General features: G+C 74.1%; 18 protein-coding genes. 6 read left to right on the top strand and 12 right to left on the bottom strand.

The genetic code is table 11. The features are described 5' to 3' along the window. The first annotated feature begins 7 nt into the window (after positions 1 to 7). Positions 8 to 1,186 (top strand): trypsin-like serine peptidase, encoded by a 1,179-nt coding sequence (locus ACH4TP_RS34155; protein ID WP_389236652.1) that lies wholly within the window; start codon positions 8 to 10, stop codon positions 1,184 to 1,186. A gap of 75 nt (positions 1,187 to 1,261) precedes the next feature. Here the strand turns inward: ACH4TP_RS34155 and hflX are convergent, their stop codons facing one another. The 6 genes from hflX to miaA all read right to left on the bottom strand — a co-directional run bounded on the left by hflX (position 1,262) and on the right by miaA (position 10,169). Beyond that, positions 1,262 to 2,755, bottom strand: a complete 1,494-nt coding sequence (gene hflX / locus ACH4TP_RS34150; protein ID WP_389236650.1) for a GTPase HflX — start codon at positions 2,753 to 2,755, stop codon at positions 1,262 to 1,264. Positions 2,756 to 2,913: 158 nt separating this feature from the next. Then, a complete protein-coding gene (locus ACH4TP_RS34145; RefSeq protein ID WP_398190857.1) occupies positions 2,914 to 4,404 on the bottom strand; it encodes a M1 family metallopeptidase in 1,491 nt (496 codons plus the stop codon). 569 nt (positions 4,405 to 4,973) lie between these two features. Further along, entirely contained in the window at positions 4,974 to 7,115 is a 2,142-nt protein-coding gene (locus ACH4TP_RS34140) for a RelA/SpoT family protein (RefSeq protein ID WP_398440116.1), read from the bottom strand. 189 nt (positions 7,116 to 7,304) lie between these two features. Continuing rightward, positions 7,305 to 8,180 (bottom strand): diaminopimelate epimerase, encoded by an 876-nt coding sequence (gene dapF, locus ACH4TP_RS34135; protein ID WP_389236644.1) that lies wholly within the window; start codon positions 8,178 to 8,180, stop codon positions 7,305 to 7,307. Between the two features lie 423 nt (positions 8,181 to 8,603). Continuing rightward, complete coding sequence (locus tag ACH4TP_RS34130; protein WP_398440144.1) at positions 8,604 to 9,122, bottom strand: hypothetical protein; 519 nt, start codon at positions 9,120 to 9,122, stop codon at positions 8,604 to 8,606. A gap of 108 nt (positions 9,123 to 9,230) precedes the next feature. Continuing rightward, the gene (miaA, locus tag ACH4TP_RS34125; RefSeq protein ID WP_398440115.1) at positions 9,231 to 10,169 is read right to left on the bottom strand and encodes a tRNA (adenosine(37)-N6)-dimethylallyltransferase MiaA; all 939 of its coding nucleotides are present in this window, start codon (positions 10,167 to 10,169) and stop codon (positions 9,231 to 9,233) included. Between the two features lie 181 nt (positions 10,170 to 10,350). Here miaA and ACH4TP_RS34120 point away from each other — a divergent pair, with 181 nt between their 5' ends. Beyond that, positions 10,351 to 10,608, top strand: coding sequence for an antitoxin (locus ACH4TP_RS34120; RefSeq protein WP_389236640.1), 258 nt, complete (start codon positions 10,351 to 10,353; stop codon positions 10,606 to 10,608). A 92-nt stretch (positions 10,609 to 10,700) separates the two neighbouring features. On the opposite strand, the gene ACH4TP_RS34115 is transcribed toward ACH4TP_RS34120, so the two are convergent. Next, a complete protein-coding gene (locus tag ACH4TP_RS34115; protein ID WP_389236638.1) occupies positions 10,701 to 11,414 on the bottom strand; it encodes a class III extradiol dioxygenase subunit B-like domain-containing protein in 714 nt (237 codons plus the stop codon). A 72-nt stretch (positions 11,415 to 11,486) separates the two neighbouring features. Further along, entirely contained in the window at positions 11,487 to 13,010 is a 1,524-nt protein-coding gene (gene miaB / locus ACH4TP_RS34110; protein WP_389236636.1) for a tRNA (N6-isopentenyl adenosine(37)-C2)-methylthiotransferase MiaB, read from the bottom strand. Between the two features lie 183 nt (positions 13,011 to 13,193). Between miaB and ACH4TP_RS34105 the strand changes: the two genes are divergently transcribed. From ACH4TP_RS34105 to ACH4TP_RS34095, 3 genes are read left to right on the top strand one after another with little or no spacing between them, the layout of a single operon-like run. Continuing rightward, positions 13,194 to 13,874, top strand: a complete 681-nt coding sequence (locus ACH4TP_RS34105) for a DedA family protein (RefSeq protein WP_389236634.1) — start codon at positions 13,194 to 13,196, stop codon at positions 13,872 to 13,874. A 44-nt stretch (positions 13,875 to 13,918) separates the two neighbouring features. Continuing rightward, the gene (locus ACH4TP_RS34100; RefSeq protein WP_398190871.1) at positions 13,919 to 15,052 is read left to right on the top strand and encodes a sensor histidine kinase; all 1,134 of its coding nucleotides are present in this window, start codon (positions 13,919 to 13,921) and stop codon (positions 15,050 to 15,052) included. Next, a complete protein-coding gene (locus ACH4TP_RS34095) occupies positions 15,043 to 15,687 on the top strand; it encodes a response regulator (protein WP_398190874.1) in 645 nt (214 codons plus the stop codon). The genes ACH4TP_RS34100 and ACH4TP_RS34095 overlap by 10 nt, the downstream gene beginning before the upstream one ends. 26 nt (positions 15,688 to 15,713) lie before the next feature. On the opposite strand, the gene ACH4TP_RS34090 is transcribed toward ACH4TP_RS34095, so the two are convergent. After that, complete coding sequence (locus ACH4TP_RS34090; protein ID WP_398440114.1) at positions 15,714 to 16,808, bottom strand: CaiB/BaiF CoA transferase family protein; 1,095 nt, start codon at positions 16,806 to 16,808, stop codon at positions 15,714 to 15,716. A gap of 150 nt (positions 16,809 to 16,958) precedes the next feature. On the opposite strand from ACH4TP_RS34090, the gene ACH4TP_RS34085 reads away from it, so the two are divergent. Further along, positions 16,959 to 17,375 (top strand): organic hydroperoxide resistance protein, encoded by a 417-nt coding sequence (locus ACH4TP_RS34085; protein WP_398190880.1) that lies wholly within the window; start codon positions 16,959 to 16,961, stop codon positions 17,373 to 17,375. A gap of 62 nt (positions 17,376 to 17,437) precedes the next feature. Here ACH4TP_RS34085 and hemL read toward each other — a convergent pair whose 3' ends face one another. Genes hemL through hemA form a run of 3 tightly spaced genes read right to left on the bottom strand, consistent with a single transcriptional unit; the run spans position 17,438 to position 22,109 of the window. Continuing rightward, positions 17,438 to 18,739 (bottom strand): glutamate-1-semialdehyde 2,1-aminomutase, encoded by a 1,302-nt coding sequence (hemL, locus tag ACH4TP_RS34080; RefSeq protein ID WP_389236624.1) that lies wholly within the window; start codon positions 18,737 to 18,739, stop codon positions 17,438 to 17,440. Next, on the bottom strand, positions 18,736 to 20,781 hold the full coding sequence (locus ACH4TP_RS34075) for an acetate--CoA ligase family protein (protein WP_398440113.1): 2,046 nt from the start codon (positions 20,779 to 20,781) through the stop codon (positions 18,736 to 18,738). Before ACH4TP_RS34075 ends, hemL begins: the two co-directional genes overlap by 4 nt. After that, the gene (gene hemA / locus ACH4TP_RS34070) at positions 20,778 to 22,109 is read right to left on the bottom strand and encodes a glutamyl-tRNA reductase (RefSeq protein WP_398440112.1); all 1,332 of its coding nucleotides are present in this window, start codon (positions 22,107 to 22,109) and stop codon (positions 20,778 to 20,780) included. Before hemA ends, ACH4TP_RS34075 begins: the two co-directional genes overlap by 4 nt. Positions 22,110 to 22,112 lie beyond the last annotated feature (3 nt).

Here is a 22,112-nt window from a genome sequence, read left to right as displayed (position 1 = left end):
TGTCTTCATGCGTTCTGTACGGCTCATACCCGCCGCCCTCGGCCTGGTCACCGCGCTCGCGCTGACCGCCACGGCCTGCGGCCCCACCGAGACCCCGGCCGACGGCAAGCCGTCCGCCGCGGCGAGCAGCACCGCACCCGCCGCCGACAGCGGCGGCGGCGACGCCGGCTCCGACCTGACCAAGGACCTCGCCGACAAGCTCAAGAAGCACGGCGTCGACCTGGACAAGTGGAAGAACGGCGAGTGGAAGAACTGGGACCAGGACACCTGGCTCCGTGAGGCCCAGGACTTCGTCAACCCGGTCATCGAAGGACTCTGGGACCCGGCGCGCATGCAGTCGGCGAAGAGCCCGGACCAGACGATCACCGCGCAGGCCGGCACCGGTGGCACCGACCCGACGCCCAGGCCCGTCAAGGCGCAGCGCGAGAAGACGCCGTACCACAACTACGCGGCCCCGGTCGGCAAGATCTTCTTCGACTCGCCCGAGGGCTCCATGGTCTGCTCCGGCACCATCGTGAAGGACCCGCGCCGGCCCGGGAAGTCCAACCTGGTCTGGACGGCCGGCCACTGCGTCCACGCGGGCCAGAAGGGCGGCTGGTACCGCAACATCGCCTTCGTCCCTGCCTTCAACGACCTGGGCAAGTCCCCCGCCGCGCTCCAGAACGCGCAGCCGCAGGAGGTGTACCCGTACGGCCAGTTCTGGGCCGACTGGGCCGTGACCTCGGGCGAGTGGATCAACGCGGGCGGCACCAACCAGGCCTGGCCGTACGACTACGCCGTGCTGCACGTGCAGCCGGAGCGCGGCGGGAAGTCCCTGGAGGAGACCGTCGGCGCCGCCCTGCCCGTCGACTTCTCCGCGCCGACGGCCGCGCAGTCCGGGACGATGGGCGCCTGGGGCTACCCGGCGGCGCCTCCGTACAACGGCATGATCATGCACAAGTGCCTCGACCGGCCGACGCGGCTCACCACGGCCCCGGCCACGCCGACGATGTACCGGATCGGCTGCACGATGACCGGCGGTTCGTCGGGCGGCGGCTGGTTCCGCGTGCTGCCGAACGGCAAGACGGCGCTCGTGTCGAACACGTCGATCGGCCCGGCCGGCAGCAACGGCTGGCTCGCCGGACCGCAGCTGGGTCGCGGCGCCAAGGCGGTCCACGAGATGGTCAGCAAGAAGTTCGCCCGCTGACCCGGTGCCATGACGAAGGGCGCTGCCCCCTCCCTGATCGGGAGGGGGCAGCGCCCTTCGTCGTACTGCCGTGGATCAGTGCGCGGCGGGGACGTACGGCGCGAGCAGCGCCGCCAGTTCCTCGTGCACCCGGGCCTTGAGCAGGGTGCCCTCCGGGGTGTGCTCCTCGGACTGCACCTCGCCCTCGGCGTGCACCCGCGAGACCAGACCGCCCTGCGTGTACGGCACGAGGACCTCCAGCTCGACCTCCGGGCGCGGCAGCTCGGAGTCGATGAGCGCGAGGAGCTCGTCGATGCCCTGGCCCGAGCGGGCCGAGACCACGATGGAGTGCTTCTCCATCCGCAGCAGACGCTGGAGGACCAGCGGGTCGGCCGCGTCGGCCTTGTTGATGATGACGATCTCCGGCACGTCCACCGCGCCGACGTCGCGGAAGACCTCGCGCACGGCGGCCAGCTGCTCCTCCGGGGCGGGGTGCGAGCCGTCCACGACGTGCAGGATGAGGTCGGACTCGGCGACCTCCTCCATCGTGGAGCGGAACGCCTCGACCAGGTGGTGCGGCAGGTGCCGGACGAAGCCGACGGTGTCGGCCAGGGTGTAGACCCGGCCGGTGGGCGTCTCGGCCCGGCGGACGGTCGGGTCGAGGGTGGCGAACAGCGCGTTCTCCACGAGCACGCCGGCGCCCGTCAGGCGGTTGAGCAGGGAGGACTTGCCGGCGTTGGTGTATCCGGCGATGGCGACCGACGGCACCTTGTTGCGACGCCGCTCCTGCCGCTTGATGTCGCGGCCGGTCTTCATCTCCGCGATCTCCCGGCGCATCTTCGCCATCTTCTCGCGGATGCGGCGCCGGTCGGTCTCGATCTTGGTCTCACCGGGACCGCGGGTGGCCATGCCGCCACCGCCGCCGCCACCCATCTGACGGGAGAGCGACTGGCCCCAGCCGCGCAGTCGCGGCAGCATGTACTGCATCTGCGCGAGCGCGACCTGCGCCTTGCCCTCTCGGGACTTGGCGTGCTGGGCGAAGATGTCGAGGATGAGGGCGGTCCGGTCGACCACCTTCACCTTGACGACGTCTTCGAGGGCGATGAGCTGGCCGGGGCTGAGCTCGCCGTCGCAGACGACGGTGTCGGCACCGGTCTCGAGCACGATGTCGCGCAGCTCGCGCGCCTTGCCCGAGCCGATGAAGGTGGCCGGGTCCGGCTTGTCGCGGCGCTGGATCACGCCGTCGAGCACGAGGGCGCCGGCCGTCTCGGCGAGGGCGGCGAGCTCCGCGAGGGAGTTCTCCGCGTCCTGCACCGTCCCGGAGGTCCAGACACCGACCAGCACGACGCGCTCCAGGCGCAGCTGGCGGTACTCGACCTCGGTGACGTCCTCGAGCTCGGTGGAGAGGCCCGCGACGCGGCGCAGGGCCGCGCGCTCGGAGCGGTCGAACTGGTCGCCGTCCCGCTCTCCGTCGATCTCGTGGCTCCAGGCGACGTCCTCTTCCATCAGGGCATCGGCCCGAAGGCTCTCGGTACGGCTCGTCTCCGCGAAGCTCTGCTCGTCCTGGGAAGGGGAAGAAGAGGAGGTCATTGGGTCCTAACGTCGATGAGGAGATGTGTGTCTGTGCCGGTCACAACGCCTGCGGGCGCCGGAAGATTCCCGTCCGCGGCCGCGTCGCCGACCTGAAGATGGTGACACGGCCGCGCCGGGGGCGTCACCCGGGTTTCGGTACGGTCCCCGCCGGGGTCTCACCGGGGTTTCGGTGCGGTCCTCGTGGTCTCGGCGGGGCGGCTGCGCCAGTCCGGGTGGCCGGGCATCGGCGGGGTCTTCGCCTCGTACAGCCAGGCGTGGAGGAAGGCGGTGAGGTCCCGTCCCGCGACCTCGCCGGCGAGGCGGACGAAGTCGGCGGTGGTGGCGGTGCCGTCCCGGTGCTCGGCGACCCAGCGGCGCTCCAGGCGCTGGAAGGCCTCGGTGCCGATCTCCTGGCGGAGCGCGTAGAGGACGAGGGCGCTGCCGTCGTAGACCACGGGCCGGAAGAGGCTGATCTTGTGGTCGGGCGAGGGGGGCTCGGGGGCGGCCGGCGGGCCCCCGTCGGCGCGCCAGCCGTCGGAGGAGGCGTACGCGGCCTTCATGCGCCGCTCCAGGGACTTGCCGGCGGTCTCCTCGGCGTACAGCGCCTCGTACCAGCTGGCGTGTCCCTCGTTGAGCCACAGGTCTGACCAGGCGCGGGGCGAGACGCTGTCGCCGAACCACTGGTGGGCCAGCTCGTGGACCATGACGGAGTCGACGTACCACTCCGGGAAGACGGGCTCGGTGAAGAGGCCGCGTTCGAAGAGCGAGAGGGTCTGGGTCTCCAGCTCGAAGCCGGTGTCCGCGTCGGCGATGAGCACCCCGTACGTCTCGAAGGGGTACGGGCCGACCTGCTTCTCCATCCACTCCAGGTGGCCGGGGGTACGGCGCAGCCAGGGCTCCATGAGCTGCCGGTCGGCGGTGGCGACCACGTCCCGTACGGGCAGCCCGTGGGGGCCGGCGCGGTGGACGACGGTGGAGCGGCCGATGGAGACCTGGGCGAGCTCCGTGGCCATGGGGTGCCGGGTGCGGTACGTCCAGGTGGTGGTGGCGCCGTGGTCGACGCGGCCCTCGGGGAGGCCGTTGGCGACGACGGTGAGCTCGCTGGGGGCGGTGACGCGGAAGGTGAAGTACGCCTTGTCCGAGGGGTGGTCGTTGGAGGGGAAGACCCGGTGGCCGGCGTCGGCCTGGTTGGCCATGGCGAGACCGTCGCCGGTGCGGACCCAGCCGCCGGTTTCGGCGGGGCCGGTGGGGTCGCTGGTGTGGGTGACGGCGATCTCGACCTCCTCCCCCGCGTCGATCGGGACGAGGGGGGTGACGACCAGGTCCTCGCCGCTGCCGGTGTACCGGGCGGGCAGGCCGTCGACGGTGACGGCGGAGACCGTGCCGTGGGTGAAGTCGAGGTTGAGCCGCTCCAGGTCCTCGGTGGCGCGCGCGTCGATGCGGGTGACGGCGGCGAGCGGCTTGGTGTTCACCCCGGGGTAGGTGAGGTCGAGGGTGTACGCGAGGACGTCGTAGCCGGGGTTGCCGAGGTGCGGGAAGAGCGGGTCCCCGATGCCGAGCGGCGCGGGGGCGGGCAGCGCGGCGGCGACGAGCCCCGCCGAGGCGGCGACCAAGACGGCGGAGCGGAGCCACCGCGCGCGGGGCAGGGGGGTTCGGACGAGCGGCATGGGCCAGGGCCTTTCCGGAGGATTGGCCCTACGGCTACCAGGACCGCCGCGACACGCCGGGGCGGCGCGCGGCCCGGCCACCCGAAGGGGGTCGTCGGCTCGGTCCACGCGCGTGACGGGCACGGGGGGGCCGCCGCCCGGGGTGATCGCTTGAGGGCGCTGGTCGGCTCGGGCCGCGCATGCAGTGGTCGACCGGAACGGCGGCGCCGGCTCGGGGCGCGCGTGACGGGGCCGGAAGGCGATCGCCCGAGGGCGGTCACCCGGGGCGGTCGTCGGCTCGGGTCCCGCTCGCGGCCTGCGGCGACCGGAACTGCGGCGTCGGTCCAGGCCGCGCGTGGCGGGCACCGGGAGGCGGTCGCCCGGGGGGGCTCTCGTCCGAGGGCGGTCACCCGGGGTGGTCGTCGGCTCGGGTCCCGCGCGTGGGCGGCGACCGGAGCGGCGCGTCGGATCAGGCCGCGCGTGGCGGGCACAGGGAGGCGGTCGCCCGGGGGCGCTCTCGTCCGAGGGCGGTCACCCGGGGTGGTCGTCGGCTCGGGTCCCGCGCGTGGCCGGTGGCCGGGGTCGCAGGGTCAGTTCAGGCCGCCCGTGTGGCGGGCGCGGGTGACGTCGTAGACGCCGGGGACGTCGCGCATGGCCTTCATGAGGGCGGTGAGGCCGGAGGCGTCGGGGAGGTGGAGGGTGTAGGTGTGGCGGACTCGCTGTTCGCTGGGGGGCTCGACGTTCGCGGAGACGACGGCGGCGCCGGAGGCGGCGATGGCCTCGGTGAGGTCGGCGAGGAGGCCGGGCCGTCCGAAGGACTCGGCGAGGAGGGTGACGCGGCCCTGGGGGGTGTCGCCCCAGCGGACGGTGACGGGCTCGCGGCCGAGGCGGCGCATGGCGTCGACGGCGGAGCAGCGGGCGCGGTGGACGGTGACCGATCCGCCGCGCACCCGGAAGCCGGTGATCTCGTCGGGCGGTACGGGGGTGCAGCAGCCCGCCGGGCGGACGGCGGCGGGCGGCTCGCCGTCGAGGTCGGCGTGGAGTTCGGCGCCGGGGCGGCGGTCGGCGGGGACGCTGGGCTGCGGCCGGGGGTCGGTGGGGGCGGCGGGCGGTGCGGCGCTCTCGGGGTGGGCCTGGAGCCAGCCGGTGATCGCGATCCGGGCGGCGGGCGTGCGGGCGTGGTCCAGCCACTCCGGGGAGGGCCCGGAGACGGTGTCCTGGGCGAGGAGCAGCTGGACGGTGTCGCCGTCGCCGAGGACGGTGCTCAGCGGCGCGAGGCGGCCGTTGACGCGGGCGCCGAGGCAGCCGTGGGCGGCCTCGCCGTGCTGCGCGTAGGCGGCGTCGATACAGCTGGCGCCGGCGGGCAGGCTGATCGTGCCGGGGGCGCTGCCGTCGGCGCGGAAGACGGTGATCTCGTCGTCCTCGGCGAGGTCGGCGCGGAGCGAGGTCCAGAAGGTGTCGGGGTCGGGGGCCGACTGCTGCCAGTCGAGGAGGCGGGAGAGCCAGCCGGGGCGGGTGGGGTCGATGCGCTCGCCGTCTTCGGTCTGGACGCCGGGGCCGTCCGACTCCTGGCCCACGTGGGGGTTGCCGAGGGCGACGACTCCGGCCTCGGCGACCTTGTGCATCCGGTGGGTGCGGATGAGGACCTCGGCGACGGCACCGTCGGGGGCCGCGATCGCGGTGTGCAGGGACTGGTAGAGGTTGAACTTGGGGGCCGCGATGAAGTCCTTGAACTCGGAGATCACCGGGGTGAAACAGGTGTGGAGCTCGCCGAGGACCCCGTAGCAGTCGGCGTCCTCGGCGACGAGGACGAGGAGCCGCCCGAAGTCGCAGCCGCGCAGCTCGCCGCGCTTGAGGCGGACGCGGTGGACGGAGACGAAGTGCCGGGGGCGGACGAGGACCTCGGCGCCGATGCCGGCCTCGCGCAGGACGGCGGTGACCTGTTCGGCGACGGCGCCGAGCTCGTCGGCGGCGCCGGGGTGGCCGGCGATGAGCGCGCGGGTGGTCTCGTACTCCTCGGGGTGGAGGATCGCGAAGACGAGGTCCTCCAGCTCGGTCTTGAGGGCCTGGACGCCGAGCCGCTCGGCGAGCGGGATGAGGACGTCGCGGGTGACCTTGGCGATCCGGGCCTGTTTCTCGGGGCGCATCACGCCGAGGGTGCGCATGTTGTGGAGGCGGTCGGCGAGTTTGATCGACATGACGCGGACGTCGCTGCCGGTGGCGACGAGCATCTTGCGGAAGGTCTCGGGCTCGGCGGCGGCGCCGTAGTCGATCTTCTCGACCTTGGTGACGCCGTCGACGAGGTAGGCGACCTCGTCGCCGAACTCGCGGCGCACCTGGTCGAGCGTCACCTCGGTGTCCTCGACGGTGTCGTGGAGGAGGGAGGCGGTCAGGGTGGTGGTCTCCGCGCCGAGTTCGGCGAGGATGAGGGTGACGGCGAGCGGGTGGGTGATGTACGGCTCGCCGCTCTTGCGGAACTGGCCGCGGTGCGATGACTCGGCGAGGGCGTACGCCCGGCCGAGCACCGTCAGGTCGGCCTCGGGGTGGTGGGCGCGGTGCGCCTCCGCCACGTGGCTGATGGCGTCGGGCAGCCGGTCACGGGGCGCCGGTCCGGCGGTGGCGTTCAGCAGGGCGGCGCGGCCGAGGCGGCGCAGATCGATCCGGGCGCGTCCGCGCCTGCGGACGGTCACGTCGGTGGGGGCGGCCTCGGGGTTGGTGGCCTCTGCGCTCATGGGGCACCTCCGGCGGAATCGACCGGCGGTGGGCGGGCCAGGCGTGCCCGGGGGGCCGGTGCTTGATGCTACCGACCCCACCACGTGGCGCAGTCACGCTCTCGCTCAGCGTGAATCGGATCACCCATTCGAGCGACAAATCAGTCGTTGACAGTTTCGATTCCGCCGCGCGCGATCACGCGTCGGGCGTCAGCCGGCCGTCAGCCACTCCGGGTCGACGGTGCCCTCGGCGACGATGACGGCAGGGCCCGTCATGTCGATGCGGCCGTCGGGGTGCTCGGTGATGACCAGGGTCCCGCCGAGCACGTCCACGGTGTACGTGACGGGGGTGCCGCTCTCGGCGGGGTCGAGGCCGTCCCGGCGGGCGGTGGCGACGGCGACGGCGCAGGCGCCGGTGCCGCAGGAGCGGGTCTCGGAGGCGCCGCGCTCGTGGACGCGCATGGCGACGTGGCGGGGGCCCCGGTCGGCGACGAACTCGATGTTCACCCCGTCCGGGTAGACCGCGGCGGGCTCGTACGGCGGCTCGTCGTACAGGTTCCCGGCGTGGGCGAGGTCCTCGACGAAGGCGACCGCGTGCGGGTTGCCCATGTTCACGTTGCGCGCGGGCCAGCTGCGGCCGTCGACGGTGACGGTGACGCCGGCCTCGGGGAGGACGGCGCGGCCCATGGCGACGGTGACGGAGCCGTCCTTGTCCAGGTGGACGTGCTTGACGCCGCCGCGGGTGGCGACGGCGACCTCGCCGGCGGTGACGTGTCCCGCGTGCTCCAGGTAGCGGGCGAAGACCCGGACGCCGTTCCCGCACATCTCGGCGACCGAGCCGTCGGCGTTGCGGTAGTCCATGAACCACTCGGCCTCGTCGGCCAGGTGGCGCGCGTCGGGGTGGGCGGCGCTGCGCACGACGTGCAGCAGCCCGTCGCCCCCGATGCCGGCCCGGCGGTCGCAGAGCCGCGCCACGACGGCGGCGGGCAGGTCGACCGCGTTCTCCGCGTCGGGGACGATCACGAAGTCGTTCTCGGTGCCGTGGCCCTTGAGGAAGGGGATTGCTGAGGTCTGCGTGCTGGTCACGCGATCAACTGTACGGGGCCGGCCCGCCCGGGACCCGCCCTGTCCACAGGCCGGTCCCACCACCCCGGGCCCGCTCCGGCCTCATCCGCCCCTGGCCCCTCTCCGCCCGGGCCCGCGCCGAGCCCAGCACGAGGCGAGCGGCACCGCACGGGCGCGGGCCCGTCATGGGGACCGGGGTGAGCCGGGCTCCGTACGGGCGGAGGACCCCGTGGCGCGGGCCCGTCATGGGGACCGGGTCGAGCCGGGCTTCGCCACGGGCGAGGACCCCGTAACGCGCGGGCCCGTCATGGGCACCGGATCGACCCAGGCTCCCTGCGGGCGGAGGCCCCGTAGCGCGTGGGGGCCGGAGCATCCGGAACGCCTCCCGGACCGTGCGGGGGGGGGAGGCCCCCGTAGCGCGTGGGCCCCGGGCCCGCGGGTCGTTCAGCGGAGGCGGGCGACGCGCCAGACGGCGAGGGTCACGAGGGCGGCGATGGTCGACAGGTACAGGGCGAGAACGCGCCAGTCGGGGCGCTCGCCCGAGCCGCGCGGGGGGAGTCCCGGCCAGGTGTAGCCGACCTTGCGGGCGGCCATCATGCCCCAGCCCGCCGCGCAGGAGCTGATGAGGAGGCCGAGCATGGCGACGACGGCGCCGCCGTCCCCCGAGCCGAAGGCGAGCGGGAACGCGAACATCAGCGAGCCGACGGCGGCCAGGCCCACGATCGGGGCGAGCTGCCAGATCCGCAGCCGACGCTGGGGGCGGAGCTCGACCTCGACCTCGTCGGCGTCGACATCGACGGTGGTGCCCACGGCGTCGTCGGGACCGTCCGGGGTCAGCCCCGGGGCCCCGAGGGGGGCGTCGTCCGTCGGGTGCGGGTGGCCCGGCGTGTCGCCCGACGGATCCGCCGTCGGGTCACCCAGGGCCGCCTCGTGCTGTTCTCTGTCGCGAGGGCCGGCCTCCATCGCCACGCGCCCTCCCCACTCGGACTTCACTTGGTCGATCGATGCTCGATGATGGCACGCTCATGACCGCCGAAATGACGGGCAGTGCGTCCCGATGCCATCACGTGATCAGGCTGTAACCGCTCGTTCGACCAACGACAGCGCCTCCCGCGGGAGTTCCCCGCGGTGATCGGCGGCTCCGCTGAGCCAGTGCACGCGCGGGTCGCGGCGGAACCACGAGTCCTGGCGGCGGGCGAAGCGCTTCGTGGCCCGCACGGTCTCGGCGCGCGCCTCGTCCTCGGTGCACTCCCCCGCGAGCACCGCGAGCACCTGCTGGTAGCCGAGGGCGCGGGCCGCCGTGCGGCCCTCGCGCAGCCCTTGCGCCTCCAGGGCGCGCACCTCGTCGACGAGGCCGGCCTCCCACATCCGGTCCACGCGCGTGGTGATCCGCTCGTCGAGCTCGGGGCGGGCCACGTCGACGCCGATCTGGACGGTGTCGTAGACGGAGTCGGGACCCGGCAGGTTGGCGGTGAAGGGCTTGCCGGTGATCTCGATCACCTCCAGGGCCCGGACGATGCGGCGTCCGTTGCTGGGCAGGATCGCGCGGGCCGCCTCGGGGTCGGCCTCGGTGAGCCGGGCGTGCAGGACGCCGGAGCCGCGCTCCTCCAGTTCGGCCTCCAGGCGGGCCCGGACGGCGGGGTCGGTGCCGGGGAACTCCAGGGCGTCGACGGCCCCCCGTACGTAGAGCCCGGAACCGCCGACGAGGACCGGGGTGCGGCCGGCGGCGAGCAGCCGGTCGATCTCGGCGCGGGCGAGCCGCTGGTACTCGGCGACGCTGGCGGCCTCGGTGACGTCCCAGATGTCGAGGAGGTGGTGCGGGACGCCGCCGCGCTCCTCCAGCGTCAGCTTGGCGGTCCCGATGTCCATCCCCCGGTAGAGCTGCATCGAGTCGGCGTTGACGACCTCGCCGCCGAGCTGCTGGGCCAGGAATACACCCAGATCGGACTTTCCGGCTGCCGTGGGGCCGACGACGGCGATGACCCGCGGGGCGGGAGCTGCGCTTCTCACCGCCCCAGTCTCGCAAACCTCCCGCCCTGCCCGTCGCCCGCGACGGGGTTCCGGCCGCTGCCCACCACGGAGCCGCTTCGTCCGAGTACGCTATGGAGTGGATATGGGCGTTTCGCAACGTTTCGCCGTCAGTGGCGGGACACGGAACACGGGCTCCCGGCCCGTGGAGGGAAGGTGCCCCATGGGTCTCCTGGATTCGCTGAAGGCCAAGCTCGCCCCGGCCAAGGACAAGGTCGCCGACCTCGCGCAGCAGCACGGGGAGAAGATCGACCACGGCCTGGACAAGGCCGCGAAGATGGTCGACACGAAGACCAAGGGCAAGTACAGCGACAAGATCCAGTCCGGTACGGGGAAGGCCAAGGAGGCCATCGACCGGATCGGTCACAAGGACGACGGCACGCCCGGGAGCGGTGGCGCGACACCGCCGCCGGCCGCCTGACGCCCGTCGTCCCCGGTCCTCAGGACTCGGGCCTCAGGTACTCGGGCCTCAGGACTAGGGCCTCAGGTACTCGGGCCTCAGGCCCTTAGGACTCAGGACCAGGCCGCCACGAAGTAGCCCACGCCGTACGGGGCGTCCTCGAAGAGCAGGCGGCCGTCGAGCCCCGCGCCCTCGGCGGCGCCCGCGAGGACCTGCCAGGGGGCGCGGCCGGCCGCCTGCAGCTCCTCGGCCAGCCCGGCGTCCAGCGCGAGCAGCGCGGCGGCGTCGGCCGTGCCGAGCGCCCGGGCGGCCTCCGCGTCGAAGCCGGCGGCCCGCTCGTCCAGGTAGCCCGGGGCCTTCACGGTCCGGCGGGCGCTGCCGTCGCCCATCACCAGGAGGGCGACGCGTTCGGCCGAGGCGGCGAGCCGGCGGCCGGTGGCGGCGCAGTCGTCGGCCGGCGCCGACCCGGCCACGGCCAGGCCCTCGATCGGCGCGTCGGCCCATCGGGCGCGGTCGAGGAGCCAGGCGCCCACGGCGAGGGAGGCGGGGAGGGGGCGGGCGTCGCCGTCGGCCTGCCCCTCCCCCAGCCGTACGGAGAGGTCGACGCCGAATCCGGCGAAGGAGCCCTTCGCGCCGGCCGGGTAGACGCCGTGCGCGCCCTCGCCGGCGGACCCGACGACGTACAGCCGGTCGGGGCGGGCCGCGGCGAGCAGCCCGACGGCGTCCGCGCAGGCCGTCCGCGCGGCGTCGAGCTCGGGGGCGGCGCCGGTCGCGACCTCGGGGAGGAGGAGGGGCGGGGAGGGGCAGACGGCTGCGGCGACAAGCATGATCGGCAGCCTACTGTGCGGGGCGGTGGCTTTCTCGTCGTGAGCGAAGCGCACCGCCCGCGCGGGTTCCGGTCAGTGGGTGCCGCAGGCCGGGGTCTCGGCCGGGGGCAGGGGGGCCGGGGCGCCGATCTTCGGGAGGCCGAGGAGGACGCCGGTGGGCTTGGGGGCGGCGGTGCGCTTCTCCCAGGCGTCGCCGGCGCGGGTGCGGCGGACCGAGGAGACCTCGCCCTCGGCGAGGAGGTGGTGCGGGGCCGCGTAGGTGATCTCGACGGTCACGACGTCGCCGGGGCGGACGTCCTCCGCCGGCTTGGTGAAGTGGACGAGCCGGTTGTCGGGGGCGCGGCCCGAGAGGCGGTGGGTCTCGCCGTCCTTGCGGCCCTCGCCCTCGGCGACCATGACCTCCAGGACGCGACCGACCTGCTTCTTGTTCTCCTCCCAGGAGATCTCCTCCTGGAGGGCGACCAGGCGCTCGTACCGCGCCTGCACGACCTCCTTCGGGATCTGGCCCTCCATGGTCGCGGCCGGGGTGCCGGGGCGCTTGGAGTACTGGAAGGTGAAGGCGTTCGCGAAGCGGGCCTCGCGGACGGTGTGCATGGTCTGCTCGAAGTCCTCCTCGGTCTCGCCGGGGAAGCCCACGATGATGTCGGTGGAGATGGCCGCATGCGGGATGGACGCGCGGACCTTCTCGAGGATGCCGAGGAAACGCTCCTGCCGGTAGGAGCGGCGCATGGCCTTGAGGATCGAGTCCGAGCCGGACTGGAGCGGCATGTGCAGCTGCGGCATGACGTTCGGCGTCTCGGCCATGGCCGCGATGACGTCGTCGGTGAAGTCGCGGGGGTGCGGGGAGGTGAAGCGGACGCGCTCCAGGCCCTCGATCTGGCCGCAGGCGCGCAGCAGCTTGGAGAAGGCCTCGCGGTCGCCCAGGTCGGAGCCGTACGCGTTGACGTTCTGGCCGAGCAGGGTGATCTCGGAGACGCCCTCGGCGACGAGCGCCTCGATCTCGGCGAGGATGTCGCCGGGACGGCGGTCCTCCTCCTTGCCGCGCAGGGCGGGGACGATGCAGAAGGTGCAGGTGTTGTTGCAGCCGACGGAGATCGAGACCCAGGCGGCGTAGGCGGACTCGCGGCGGGTCGGCAGCGTGGAGGGGAAGGCCTCCAGGGACTCGGCGATCTCGATCTGCGCCTCCTCCTGGACGCGGGCGCGCTCCAGGAGGACCGGCAGCTTGCCGATGTTGTGCGTGCCGAAGACCACGTCGACCCAGGGGGCCTTCTTGACGATGGTGTCGCGGTCCTTCTGGGCGAGACAGCCGCCGACGGCGATCTGCATGCCGGGGCGCGTGGTCTTCATGGGGGCGAGCCGGCCGAGGTTGCCGTAGAGCTTGTTGTCGGCGTTCTCGCGGACCGCGCAGGTGTTGAAGACGACGACGTCGGCGTCGCCGTCCGCGCCCTTGGGGGCCCTGACGTAACCCGCCTCTTCCAGCAGACCGGAGAGCCGCTCGGAGTCGTGGACGTTCATCTGGCACCCGTAGGTGCGGATCTCGTAGGTCTTGGTGCCGTCAACGCTCACTGCGGTGCTCCGGTCGCTGCTGCTCGTCATGCGTCCAAGGGTAGGCGGTCCGCAGGCGCCCCCCGTCCCGCGCGGGAGCCCGGCCCGCCCCTGCGGTTTTCCGCAGGGAGGGCGGGTGGGAAGCCTCGTACCGGGGATGAGGTGGGATTTCTAGCGTGGACGGTGCCGGGGCGGAGGGCCCCGGGAAGCCGATCGTCGTCCTGGAGATCCGCCGTGCCGATCATCTCGCTCGTCTCCCACTCCGCCCTGGCCCTGGACGGGGAGCCCGCCGGCGGGTTCGCCGGATGGGCCGCGGGGCTCGTCGACACGCTGGGCGGGCCCGGTGCCGGGCTCGCCATCGCGCTGGAGAACCTGTTCCCGCCGCTGCCCAGCGAGGTGATCCTGCCCCTGACGGGCTTCGCCGCCGGGCAGGGGGTGCTGAGCCTCGCCTCGGCGCTGTTCTGGACGACGCTGGGTTCGGTGGTCGGGGCGGTGGCCCTCTACTGGATCGGCGCGCTCTTCGGGCAGCGGCGGATGCATGCGCTCTGGGCCCGGCTGCCGCTGGTGAAGGTCTCCGATCTGGAGCGCACCGAGCGGTGGTTCGCCCGGCACGGCACCAAGGCGGTGTTCCTGGGGAGGATGGTGCCCATCTTCCGGAGTCTGATCTCCGTCCCCGCCGGGGTCGAGCGGATGCCGATGCACGTGTTCGTGACGCTGACGACCGCCGGCAGTCTGATCTGGAACAGCATCCTCGTCATGGCCGGTTACTGGCTCGGGGACCGCTGGGACCTGGTCGAGGGGTACGTGGGCGTGCTGTCCAAGGCCGTCCTGGTGCTGGTCCTCGTGGCCGTGGCCGCGTTCCTCGCCGTACGGCTCCGGGGGCGCGGGCGGGCCCGGCACCGCCGTGCCTCGTGACCGGGGAGCGGGCACCCGTACCGTACGAAGTAGGCTCCGGGACCATGCGAGGGGGCGAGGGGGAGGCTTCGGCGGGCCGGCGGTTCGTCGGCGTGCTGCTCGGCTGCCTCAGTTCCCTCCTCCTCCTGGTCTCCGGTGCCGTCCTCGGACCCTTCCTGCTGTGGCCCCGCGCCCGGCCCGTCCTGATGGGCGGGGCCCGGTGGCTCGCCGGCCTGGAGCGCGGCCGCCGCTCGGTCTTCTTCGGCGACCGGTTCCCCGGCCCGTACGAGGTCCCCGAGCGGCGGCTCCTCCGCTACCTCGCGGCCCGCGTGGGCGCCGGTCTGGTGACCGGGATCGTCCTCGGGCTCCTCGTCTTCGGCGAGGTCCTGGCCGTCCTGCTCGTCCGGGGCCTGGTCCGCGGCTCGCTCGGCTGGGCCGAACTCCTCGGTCAGCTGCTCCTCGGCGGCGTCCTGCTCTTCCTCGACGTCCAGGGGCTGTACGCGCTGACCGCGCTCGACGCCCGCCTCGCGCGCGCGTGCTTCGGGCCGTCCGAGCAGGAGCTGCTGCGGCGGCGCATCGACGAGCTCGCCCTCAGCCGGGCCGCCGTGGTCCAGGCCGTGGACACCGAGCGCCGGCGCATCGAGCGCGACCTCCACGACGGCGTCCAGCAGCGGCTCGTGGCCCTGGCCATGCTGCTCGGCCGGGCGCGGCGGGGCCGGGAGCGCGACCCGGAGCAGGCCGACGCCCTGCTGCGGCAGGCACACCGGGAGGCCCAGGACGTGCTGGCGGAGCTGCGGGACGTGGCCTGGCGGGTGTATCCCGCGGCCCTCGACAGCCTGGGGCTCGAAGAGGCGCTCGGCGGGGTGGCGCAGCGCTGCGGGATCCCGCTGCGCGTCCGCTTCGAGGCGGGGGACGCGCCGCTGCCCCCGGCGGTCGAGACCGCCGCGTACTTCGTGGTCTCGGAAGCCGTCACGAACGCCGCCAAGCACTCCGCCGCCTCCGCCGTCTCCGTCCACGTGGCGCGCGTCGGCCCGCTGCTGTCGGTGCGGGTCGAGGACGACGGCCGGGGCGGCGCGGACCCGGCGGGCAGCGGGCTCACCGGGCTGCGCAGCCGGGTCGCCGCGCTGGACGGGACCCTGTACGTCGACAGCCCCCTCGGGGGACCCACCACTCTTGTCGCGGAGCTGCCGTGCGCGTGATCCTGGCCGAGGACTCGACCCTGCTGCGGGAGGGCCTGGTGCGGCTGCTCGTCGAGGAGGGCCACGAGGTGCTCGCCGCGTTCGGCGACGCCGGGACCCTCGTCGCCGAGGTGGAGGCGCGGCGCCCGGACGTCGTGGTCGCCGACATCCGGATGCCGCCCACCCACACCGACGAGGGGCTGCGGGCCGCCGTGGAGATCCGCGAGCGGCTGCCGGAGACGGGGGTGCTCGTGCTCTCCCAGTACGTCGAGCGCAGCTACGCGGCCCGGCTGCTCGCCGCCGGCGCGGAGCGGGTCGGCTACCTCCTCAAGGACCGGGTGGCGCAGGTCGAGGAGTTCCTCGACGCGCTGGAGCGGATCCACGCGGGCGGGGCGGCGATCGACCCGGAGGTCGTGCACCAGCTCGTCGTGCGCAGCGCCCACGCCGATCCGCTGGCCCGGCTCACCCCGCGCGAGCGGGAGGTCCTGGAGGTGCTGGCCCAGGGCTACACGAACGCGGCCATCGCGCGGCAGCTGCACCTGTCGCTGAGCGCGGTGGAGAAGTACCTCAACGCGGTCTTCGACAAGCTGGAGCTGCACCGGACCGACGGCTACAGCCGCCGGATCCTGGCGGTGCTGCGCTACCTGGAGGCCTGAGCCCGGCGGATCCCGGCCGGGCCGCGCTACCTGGAGGCCTGAGACCACTCCGCGATGACCTCGTCCGTGTGCTCGCCGGGGAGCGGGGCGCGGCCCGGGGTGTCGGACGGGGTGCGGTCGAAGCGGGAGGCGGGGGCGGGCTGGAGGGTGCCGCCGATCTCCACGAAGGCGCCGCGCGCGGCCAGCTGGTGGTGCCGGGCGGCTTCCTCGGCGGTCAGGACGGGGGCCACGCCCGCGTCCACGGCGTCGAAGGCCTTGACCCAGTGCGCGCGGTCCTCGGTGGCGAAGCGGGCGGCGAGAAGGGCGCGCAGCTCGGGCCAGGCGGCCGGGTCGGCTCGGTCGGGGAGCCCGTCCGCCTCCGCCAGGCCCAGCTGCTCCAGGAGGTTCTGGTAGAGGCGGGGTTCGATGGCGGCGACGGCGAGGTGGAGGCCGTCGGCGGCGGCGTAAAAGGTGTAGTGCGGGGCGTCGGTGACGGTGTGGTTGCCGGGGACCGCGCGCCACTGGTGGACGAGGGTGGCGATCAGGGCGGCGCCGTCCGCGAGGGCGGTGTCGACGACCTGGCCCCGGCCCGAGCGCTCCCGCTCGTGGAGGGCGGCGAGCAGCCCGTGCACATGGGCGTTGGCTCCGCCGGCGAAGCTGGAGAGGTACGCGGTGGGGGGCGGCACCGGCGCCCCGGTCGCGGGGTCGGTGTCGAGGGCGCCGGTCAGGGCCAGGACCGCGAGGTCGTGGGCGGCGCGTCCGGCCCACTCGCCCTCGCCGCCCCAGCCGCTGAGCCGCCCGTACACCAGGCGCGGGTTGCGGGCGAGGGCCGCCTCGGGGCCGATGCCGAGGCGGTCGGCGACGCCGGGGCGGAAGCCCTCGACGAGGAGGTCGGCGTGCTCGGCGAGTCGGAGCGCCCGCTCGACCCCTTCGGGGCTCTTGAGGTCGAGGGCGACGGAGCGGCGGCCCCGGGAGAGCGGGTTCTCCGGGGGGCGTTCGGCGTCGTGGGCGAGCGGGGCGGCGGGCGCCCTGTCGACGCGTACGACGTCGGCGCCGAGACCGGACAGGACGGTGCCGACGAACGCGGTGGGCGCCGAGCCCGCGAATTCCAGTACGCGTACTCCGGTCAGCGGTCCCGCCATGGCCAACTCCCTCGAATTCATTGGTCGGTGATTCCTCCACGCTATTCGGCTGCGCTCCGGAAAGGACTGCGGAGGTCCGTAGCGCCGGGAATTCGGCGGCGCCGGAGACTGGGGGAATTCCCCCTTCTCCGCTGTCGAAAGGCATGAAGAATGGCCGTCGTCTACACCGCCGAGGTCACCTCCACCGGGGACGGGCGCAACGGCGCCGTGCGCTCCTCCGACGGGCTCCTCGACCTGCCGCTGTCGAGCCCCAAGGCCGTCGGCGGCTCCGGCACCGCGACCAACCCCGAGCAGCTCTTCGCCGCCGGCTACGCCGCCTGCTTCCACAGCGCGCTCCGGGTCTCCGCGCGCGAGTCCCGCACCGCGCTCACGGACGACACCGTGACCGCCGAGGTGGCACTGCACAAGGAGGACGACGGCTTCCACCTGTCGGTGGTCCTCACCGTCGAACTGCCCGGTCTCGACGCCGCCGAGGCGCGGCGGCTCGCCGACGCCGCCCACGGGCGCTGCCCGTACTCGAAGGCGGTCCGGGGGAACGTCGAAGTCCGCGTGAACCTCGCCGGCTGATTCTCCGGACCGCGCAGGAAAAGCCCCCGTGGATCCCACGGGGGCTTTTCCCTGCGTGCGGTTCAGCGCTTCGCCGCCGCCGCTGCCGCCGCGGCCGCCGGGAGCGCCTCGACCACCCGGCTCACGGCCCGGTCGTCGTGCGAGGCCGAGACGAACCAGGCCTCGAAGGGCGAGGGCGGCAGATAGACGCCCTGTCGCAGCAGCTCGTGGAAGAACGGGGTGTAGCGGTACGCCTCGGTGGCGCGGACCCCGTCGAAGTCCACCACCGCGTCCTCGCCGAAGAAGACCGAGAACATGGTGCCGGAGTACTGCACCCGGTGCGCGACGCCCTCCTTGGTGAGGGCGGCGGAGACCTCGGCGCCGATCGTGGCGGAGACCTGGTCGAGCCGCTCGTACACCTCGGGGGTGCTGTGCCGGAGGGTGGCGAGGCCGGCGGCGGTGGCGACCGGGTTCCCGGAGAGGGTGCCCGCCTGGTAGACGGGTCCGGCCGGGGCGAGGTGGCCCATGACGTCGGCGCGGCCGCCGAAGGCCGCCGCCGGGAAGCCGCCGCCCATGACCTTGCCGAAGGTGAGGAGGTCGGGGGCGACGCCGTCCCGGCCGTACCAGCCGGAGCGGCTGGCCCGGAAGCCGGTCATGACCTCGTCGGAGACGAAGAGCGCGCCGTGGCGGGCGGTGATCTCCTTGAGGCCGGCGTTGAAGCCGGGCAGCGGGGGGACGGCGCCCATGTTGCCGGGGGCCGCCTCGGTGATGACGGCGGCGATCTCGTCTCCGATCTCGGCGAAGACCTTCTCGACGGCCGGCAGGTCGTTGTACGGCAGGACGATCGTGTCGCTCGCCTGGGCGCCGGTGACGCCCGGGGTGTCGGGCAGCGCGAAGGTCGCGAGGCCGGAGCCGGCGGAGGCGAGGAGGGCGTCCACGTGGCCGTGGTAGCAGCCCGCGAACTTCACGATCTTGCTGCGGCCGGTGAAGCCGCGCGCGAGGCGGATCGCGGACATCGTGGCCTCGGTGCCGGAGCTGACCAGGCGGACCTGCTCGACCGGGGCGACCCGGTCGACGATCTCCTCGGCGAGTTCGACCTCTCCGGCGGAGGGCGCCCCGAAGGAGGTGCCGCGCTCCACGGCCCGGGTGACCGCCTCGACGACGGCCGGGTGGCGGTGGCCGAGGATCATCGGGCCCCAGGAGCAGATGAGGTCGACGTACTCGTTGCCGTCGCTGTCGGTGAGGTACGGGCCCTCGGCGGAGGCGATGAAGCGGGGGGTGCCGCCGACGGCGCCGAAGGCGCGGACCGGGGAGTTGACGCCGCCGGGGGTGACCCGGCGGGCGCGGTCGAAGAGGGCCTTGCTGTTGGTCTGCGCGCTGCTCATCGGGCCGCCTCCTGCACGCTCAGCGCGGCGTCCAGGACGACCGCGCCCTTCTGGAGGACCCGCACCGGGTTGAGGTCGAGGGCGAAGCCCGCCGGCCAGTCCTGGACGAGTTCGCCGACCTTGTGGAGGAGTGCGGCGGCGGCCTCGACGTCCGCGGCGGCCCGGCCGCGCGTGCCGGCGAGTATCTTCGCGCCGCGCAGTCCGGCGAGGAGCTCGGCGCCCTCGCCGGGGGCGAGCGGCAGGAGGCGGTGGCCGACGTCGTCGAGGACCTCGGTGAAGATGCCGCCGAGACCGGCGGTGAGCACCGGGCCCAGGTCGGTGGTGTGGACTCCGACGATCAACTCGACTCCCTCGCCGACGAGTTCCTCGACGAGGACCTGGCCGCCGAGCGCGGCGAGCCGCTCGTACGCCTCGGGCGCGGTGGCGGCGGTGACGCCGATCTCCACTCCCCCGGCCTCCGTCTTGTGGAGCAGGCCGGGGACGACGGCCTTGAGCACCGCCGTACCGCCGACCTCGGTGACGGCCGCGGCCGCGTCCTCGGCGTTCGCGGCGATCCGGCCCTTCGGCACGGCGATCCCGGCCTCGGAGAGGAGGGCCTTCAGCTGCGGCTCCGTGGCCTCGGCGCCGGGGCCGGGCACGGTCCCGGGGCGCGGGGCCCCGGGGAGCGTACGGGGGCGGCTGACCTCCCAGAGGGCGGCGGCGGCGCGCAGGGCGCGGGCCGGGGTCGGGTACTCGGGGAGGCCGGCCTCGCGCAGGTCGCGGGGGGCGTCGGGGGCGAGGAAGTCGGCGCCGGTGCGGGCGACGAGGATCGGCTTTCCGCCCTTCACGGCGGCGCGGGAGAGGGCGTTGACGGCCTTCTCGACGTCGGGTCCGGCCATGACGCAGAAGGCGGCGACGATGATGTCGACGGTCTCGTCGGCGATCAGGACGTCGAGGGAGCGGTCGAAGAGGGACGGGTCGCTGAGGACGGTGGCCGTGATGTCGACCGGGTTGTCGATGGCCCCGAAGGCGGGGACGATCTCGGCGAGCGCCTCCTTGCTGCGCGGCTCCAGGGTGCTGAGCTCCAGGCCGTGGGCCTCGACGGCGTCGGCGGCGAGGATGCCGGAGCCGCCGGAGGTGGTGACGACGGCGACGCGGTTCCCGGCGGGGCGGCGCTCGGACTCGAAGACCCGCGCCACGTCGAGGAGTTCGTCGATGTCGTCGACGCGGACGATGCCGAGGCCGCGCAGGGCGGCGTCCAGGACCCGGTCGTCGGTGGCGAGGGCGCCGGTGTGGGAGGCGGCGGCGCGGCCGCCCGCCTCCGTGCGGCCGGACTTGAGGAGGGCGACGGGCTTGCCGGAGCCGGCCAGTTCGCGGAGGGTGCCGATGTCCGGGGTGTCCTCCAGGTAGCCGAGGAGGCCGGTGACCTCGGGGACGGTCGCGAGTTCGCGGAGGACTTCGAGGGCGGTGACGTCGGCGTCGTTGCCGGTGGACACCACCCAGCCGGGGCGCAGGCCCCGCTCCAGGGCGAGGCTGGCGGCGCCGAAGCCGAGGGCGCCGGACTGGCTGACGAAGGCGAGGGTGCCGGGCTCGAAGGGCACGGACTCGGCGCCGAAGAGCGGGCTGAAGGTGGCGAGGACGCGGTTCTCGTAGCCGACGGCCCCGATGCAGTTGGGGCCGATGATCCGCAGGCCTCCGGCGCGGGCCCTGGCGACGACCTCCGCCTGGAGGCGGGCGCCCTCCTCGCCGGTCTCGGCGAAGCCGGAGGAGGCGATGACGGCGAGCTTGACCCCGGCGGCGACGCAGTCGTCGACGGCGCCGGGGACCCGCTCGGCGGAGACCATGATCAGGGCCAGGTCGACGGGTCCGGGGGCGTCCTTGACGCTGGGGTACGCGGGGACGCCGAGGATCTCCGGGGAGCGCGGGTTGACCGGCAGGATGCGGCCCTTGTAGCCGTACCGGAGGAGGTAGTCGAGCGGCTTGCGGCCCAGGGCTCCGGGGCGCTCGCTGGCCCCGATGACGGCGATGGATTCGGCTTCCCAGAGGGCCGAGATGTCACTCATGCGATGGCCTCGATCTTCTTCTCGTTCGGGTCGTTCGTGTCGCTGTCACGGGGTGTTTCCGCCGCGGCGAAGAGGCGGGTGAAGGCGGCGATGTGCCGGGCGCCGTCCGGGTCGGCCGCGAGCTCGCGCACGAGGACGGTGGGCTGGTGCAGGGCCTTGTCGACGATGCGGCGGACGCTGCGGCCGATCTCCTGGCGCGCCGCGCCGTCGAGGCCGTCCAACCGGCGTGCGAGCCGGTCGAGTTCGGCCTCGGCGGCCTCGGTGGCGGCGGTGCGCAGGGCGGTGAGGACGGGTTTGGCTCCGGCGAGCCGGAGGCCGGTGCGGAACTGCTCGACCTCGGCGTCGATCAGCTCGTGCGCGGCCTGGACGCTGGCGGCGGAGATCTCGTCCTCCTGGCCCTCCTCCGCGATCCGGCGCAGGTCGACGAAGGTGACGCCGGGCAGTTCGGCGGCCGCGGGCGCGATGTTGTGCGGCAGCGACAGGTCGAGCAGGAACAGCTCGCGGCCGTCCCGGGCGGCGAGGGCCTCCTCGACGTCCCGGGCGGTGACGAGGTGGCCGGTGGCGGCGGTGGCGCCGACGACGACGTCCACCTCGGTGAGGAGCCGGGGCAGGTCCGTGAGGTCGTAGCCCGCTCCCCCGGTGGTCTCGGCGAGCCGCTGGGCCTTCTCCGGGGTGCGGTTGGCGACGTGGACCCGGTCGAGGCCGGAGCGGCGCAGCGCGGCGACGACGACGCCGGCGAAGGCGCCCGCGCCGATGACGAGGGCGGTCTTGCCGTGCAGGGAGCCGACGCGGCGCTCGAAGAAGCCGAGTCCGGCGGTGGCGAGGGAGCGGCCGGCCTCGTTGAGCCCGGTCTCGTTGCGGGCCCGCTTGCCGACGCGCAGGGCGGTCTGGACGGCCTTGGCGAGGACGCGGCCGGTGCGGTCGAGGCGCTGGGAGCGTTCGAGGCCCAGTTTCACCTGGCCGAGGATCTGGTCCTCGCCGACCACGACGGATTCGAGTCCGGAGGCCACGGCGAAGAGGTGGCGTACGGCTCCGTCGGCGTGGTGGCTGTAGAGGTGCGGGGCGATCTCCTCGTGGTCGACGCCGGTGTGCTGGGCGAACAGCTCGCCGAGGCCGCCGAGTTCGGGGGTGGCCGCGCGGGTCTCGGCGTAGATCTCCAGGCGGTTGCAGGTGGAGACGACGACGGCGGCGTCGATGCCGTCGACGGAGGTGACGTCGGAGACGAGCTCCTCGGCGGGCCGGTCGGTGCCGGCGAGTCTCTCCAGGAGGTCGAGCGGGGCGCTGGCATGGCTGATGCCGAGGACCAGCATGGTGGAGGACGAGGTCACCGG

This window comes from Streptomyces sp. NPDC021012, from assembly GCF_044333355.1.
Classification (GTDB): domain Bacteria; phylum Actinomycetota; class Actinomycetes; order Streptomycetales; family Streptomycetaceae; genus Streptomyces.
Note: the sequence above shows the minus strand (reverse complement) of the source record. Positions and strands in the feature narration are given on the sequence as shown.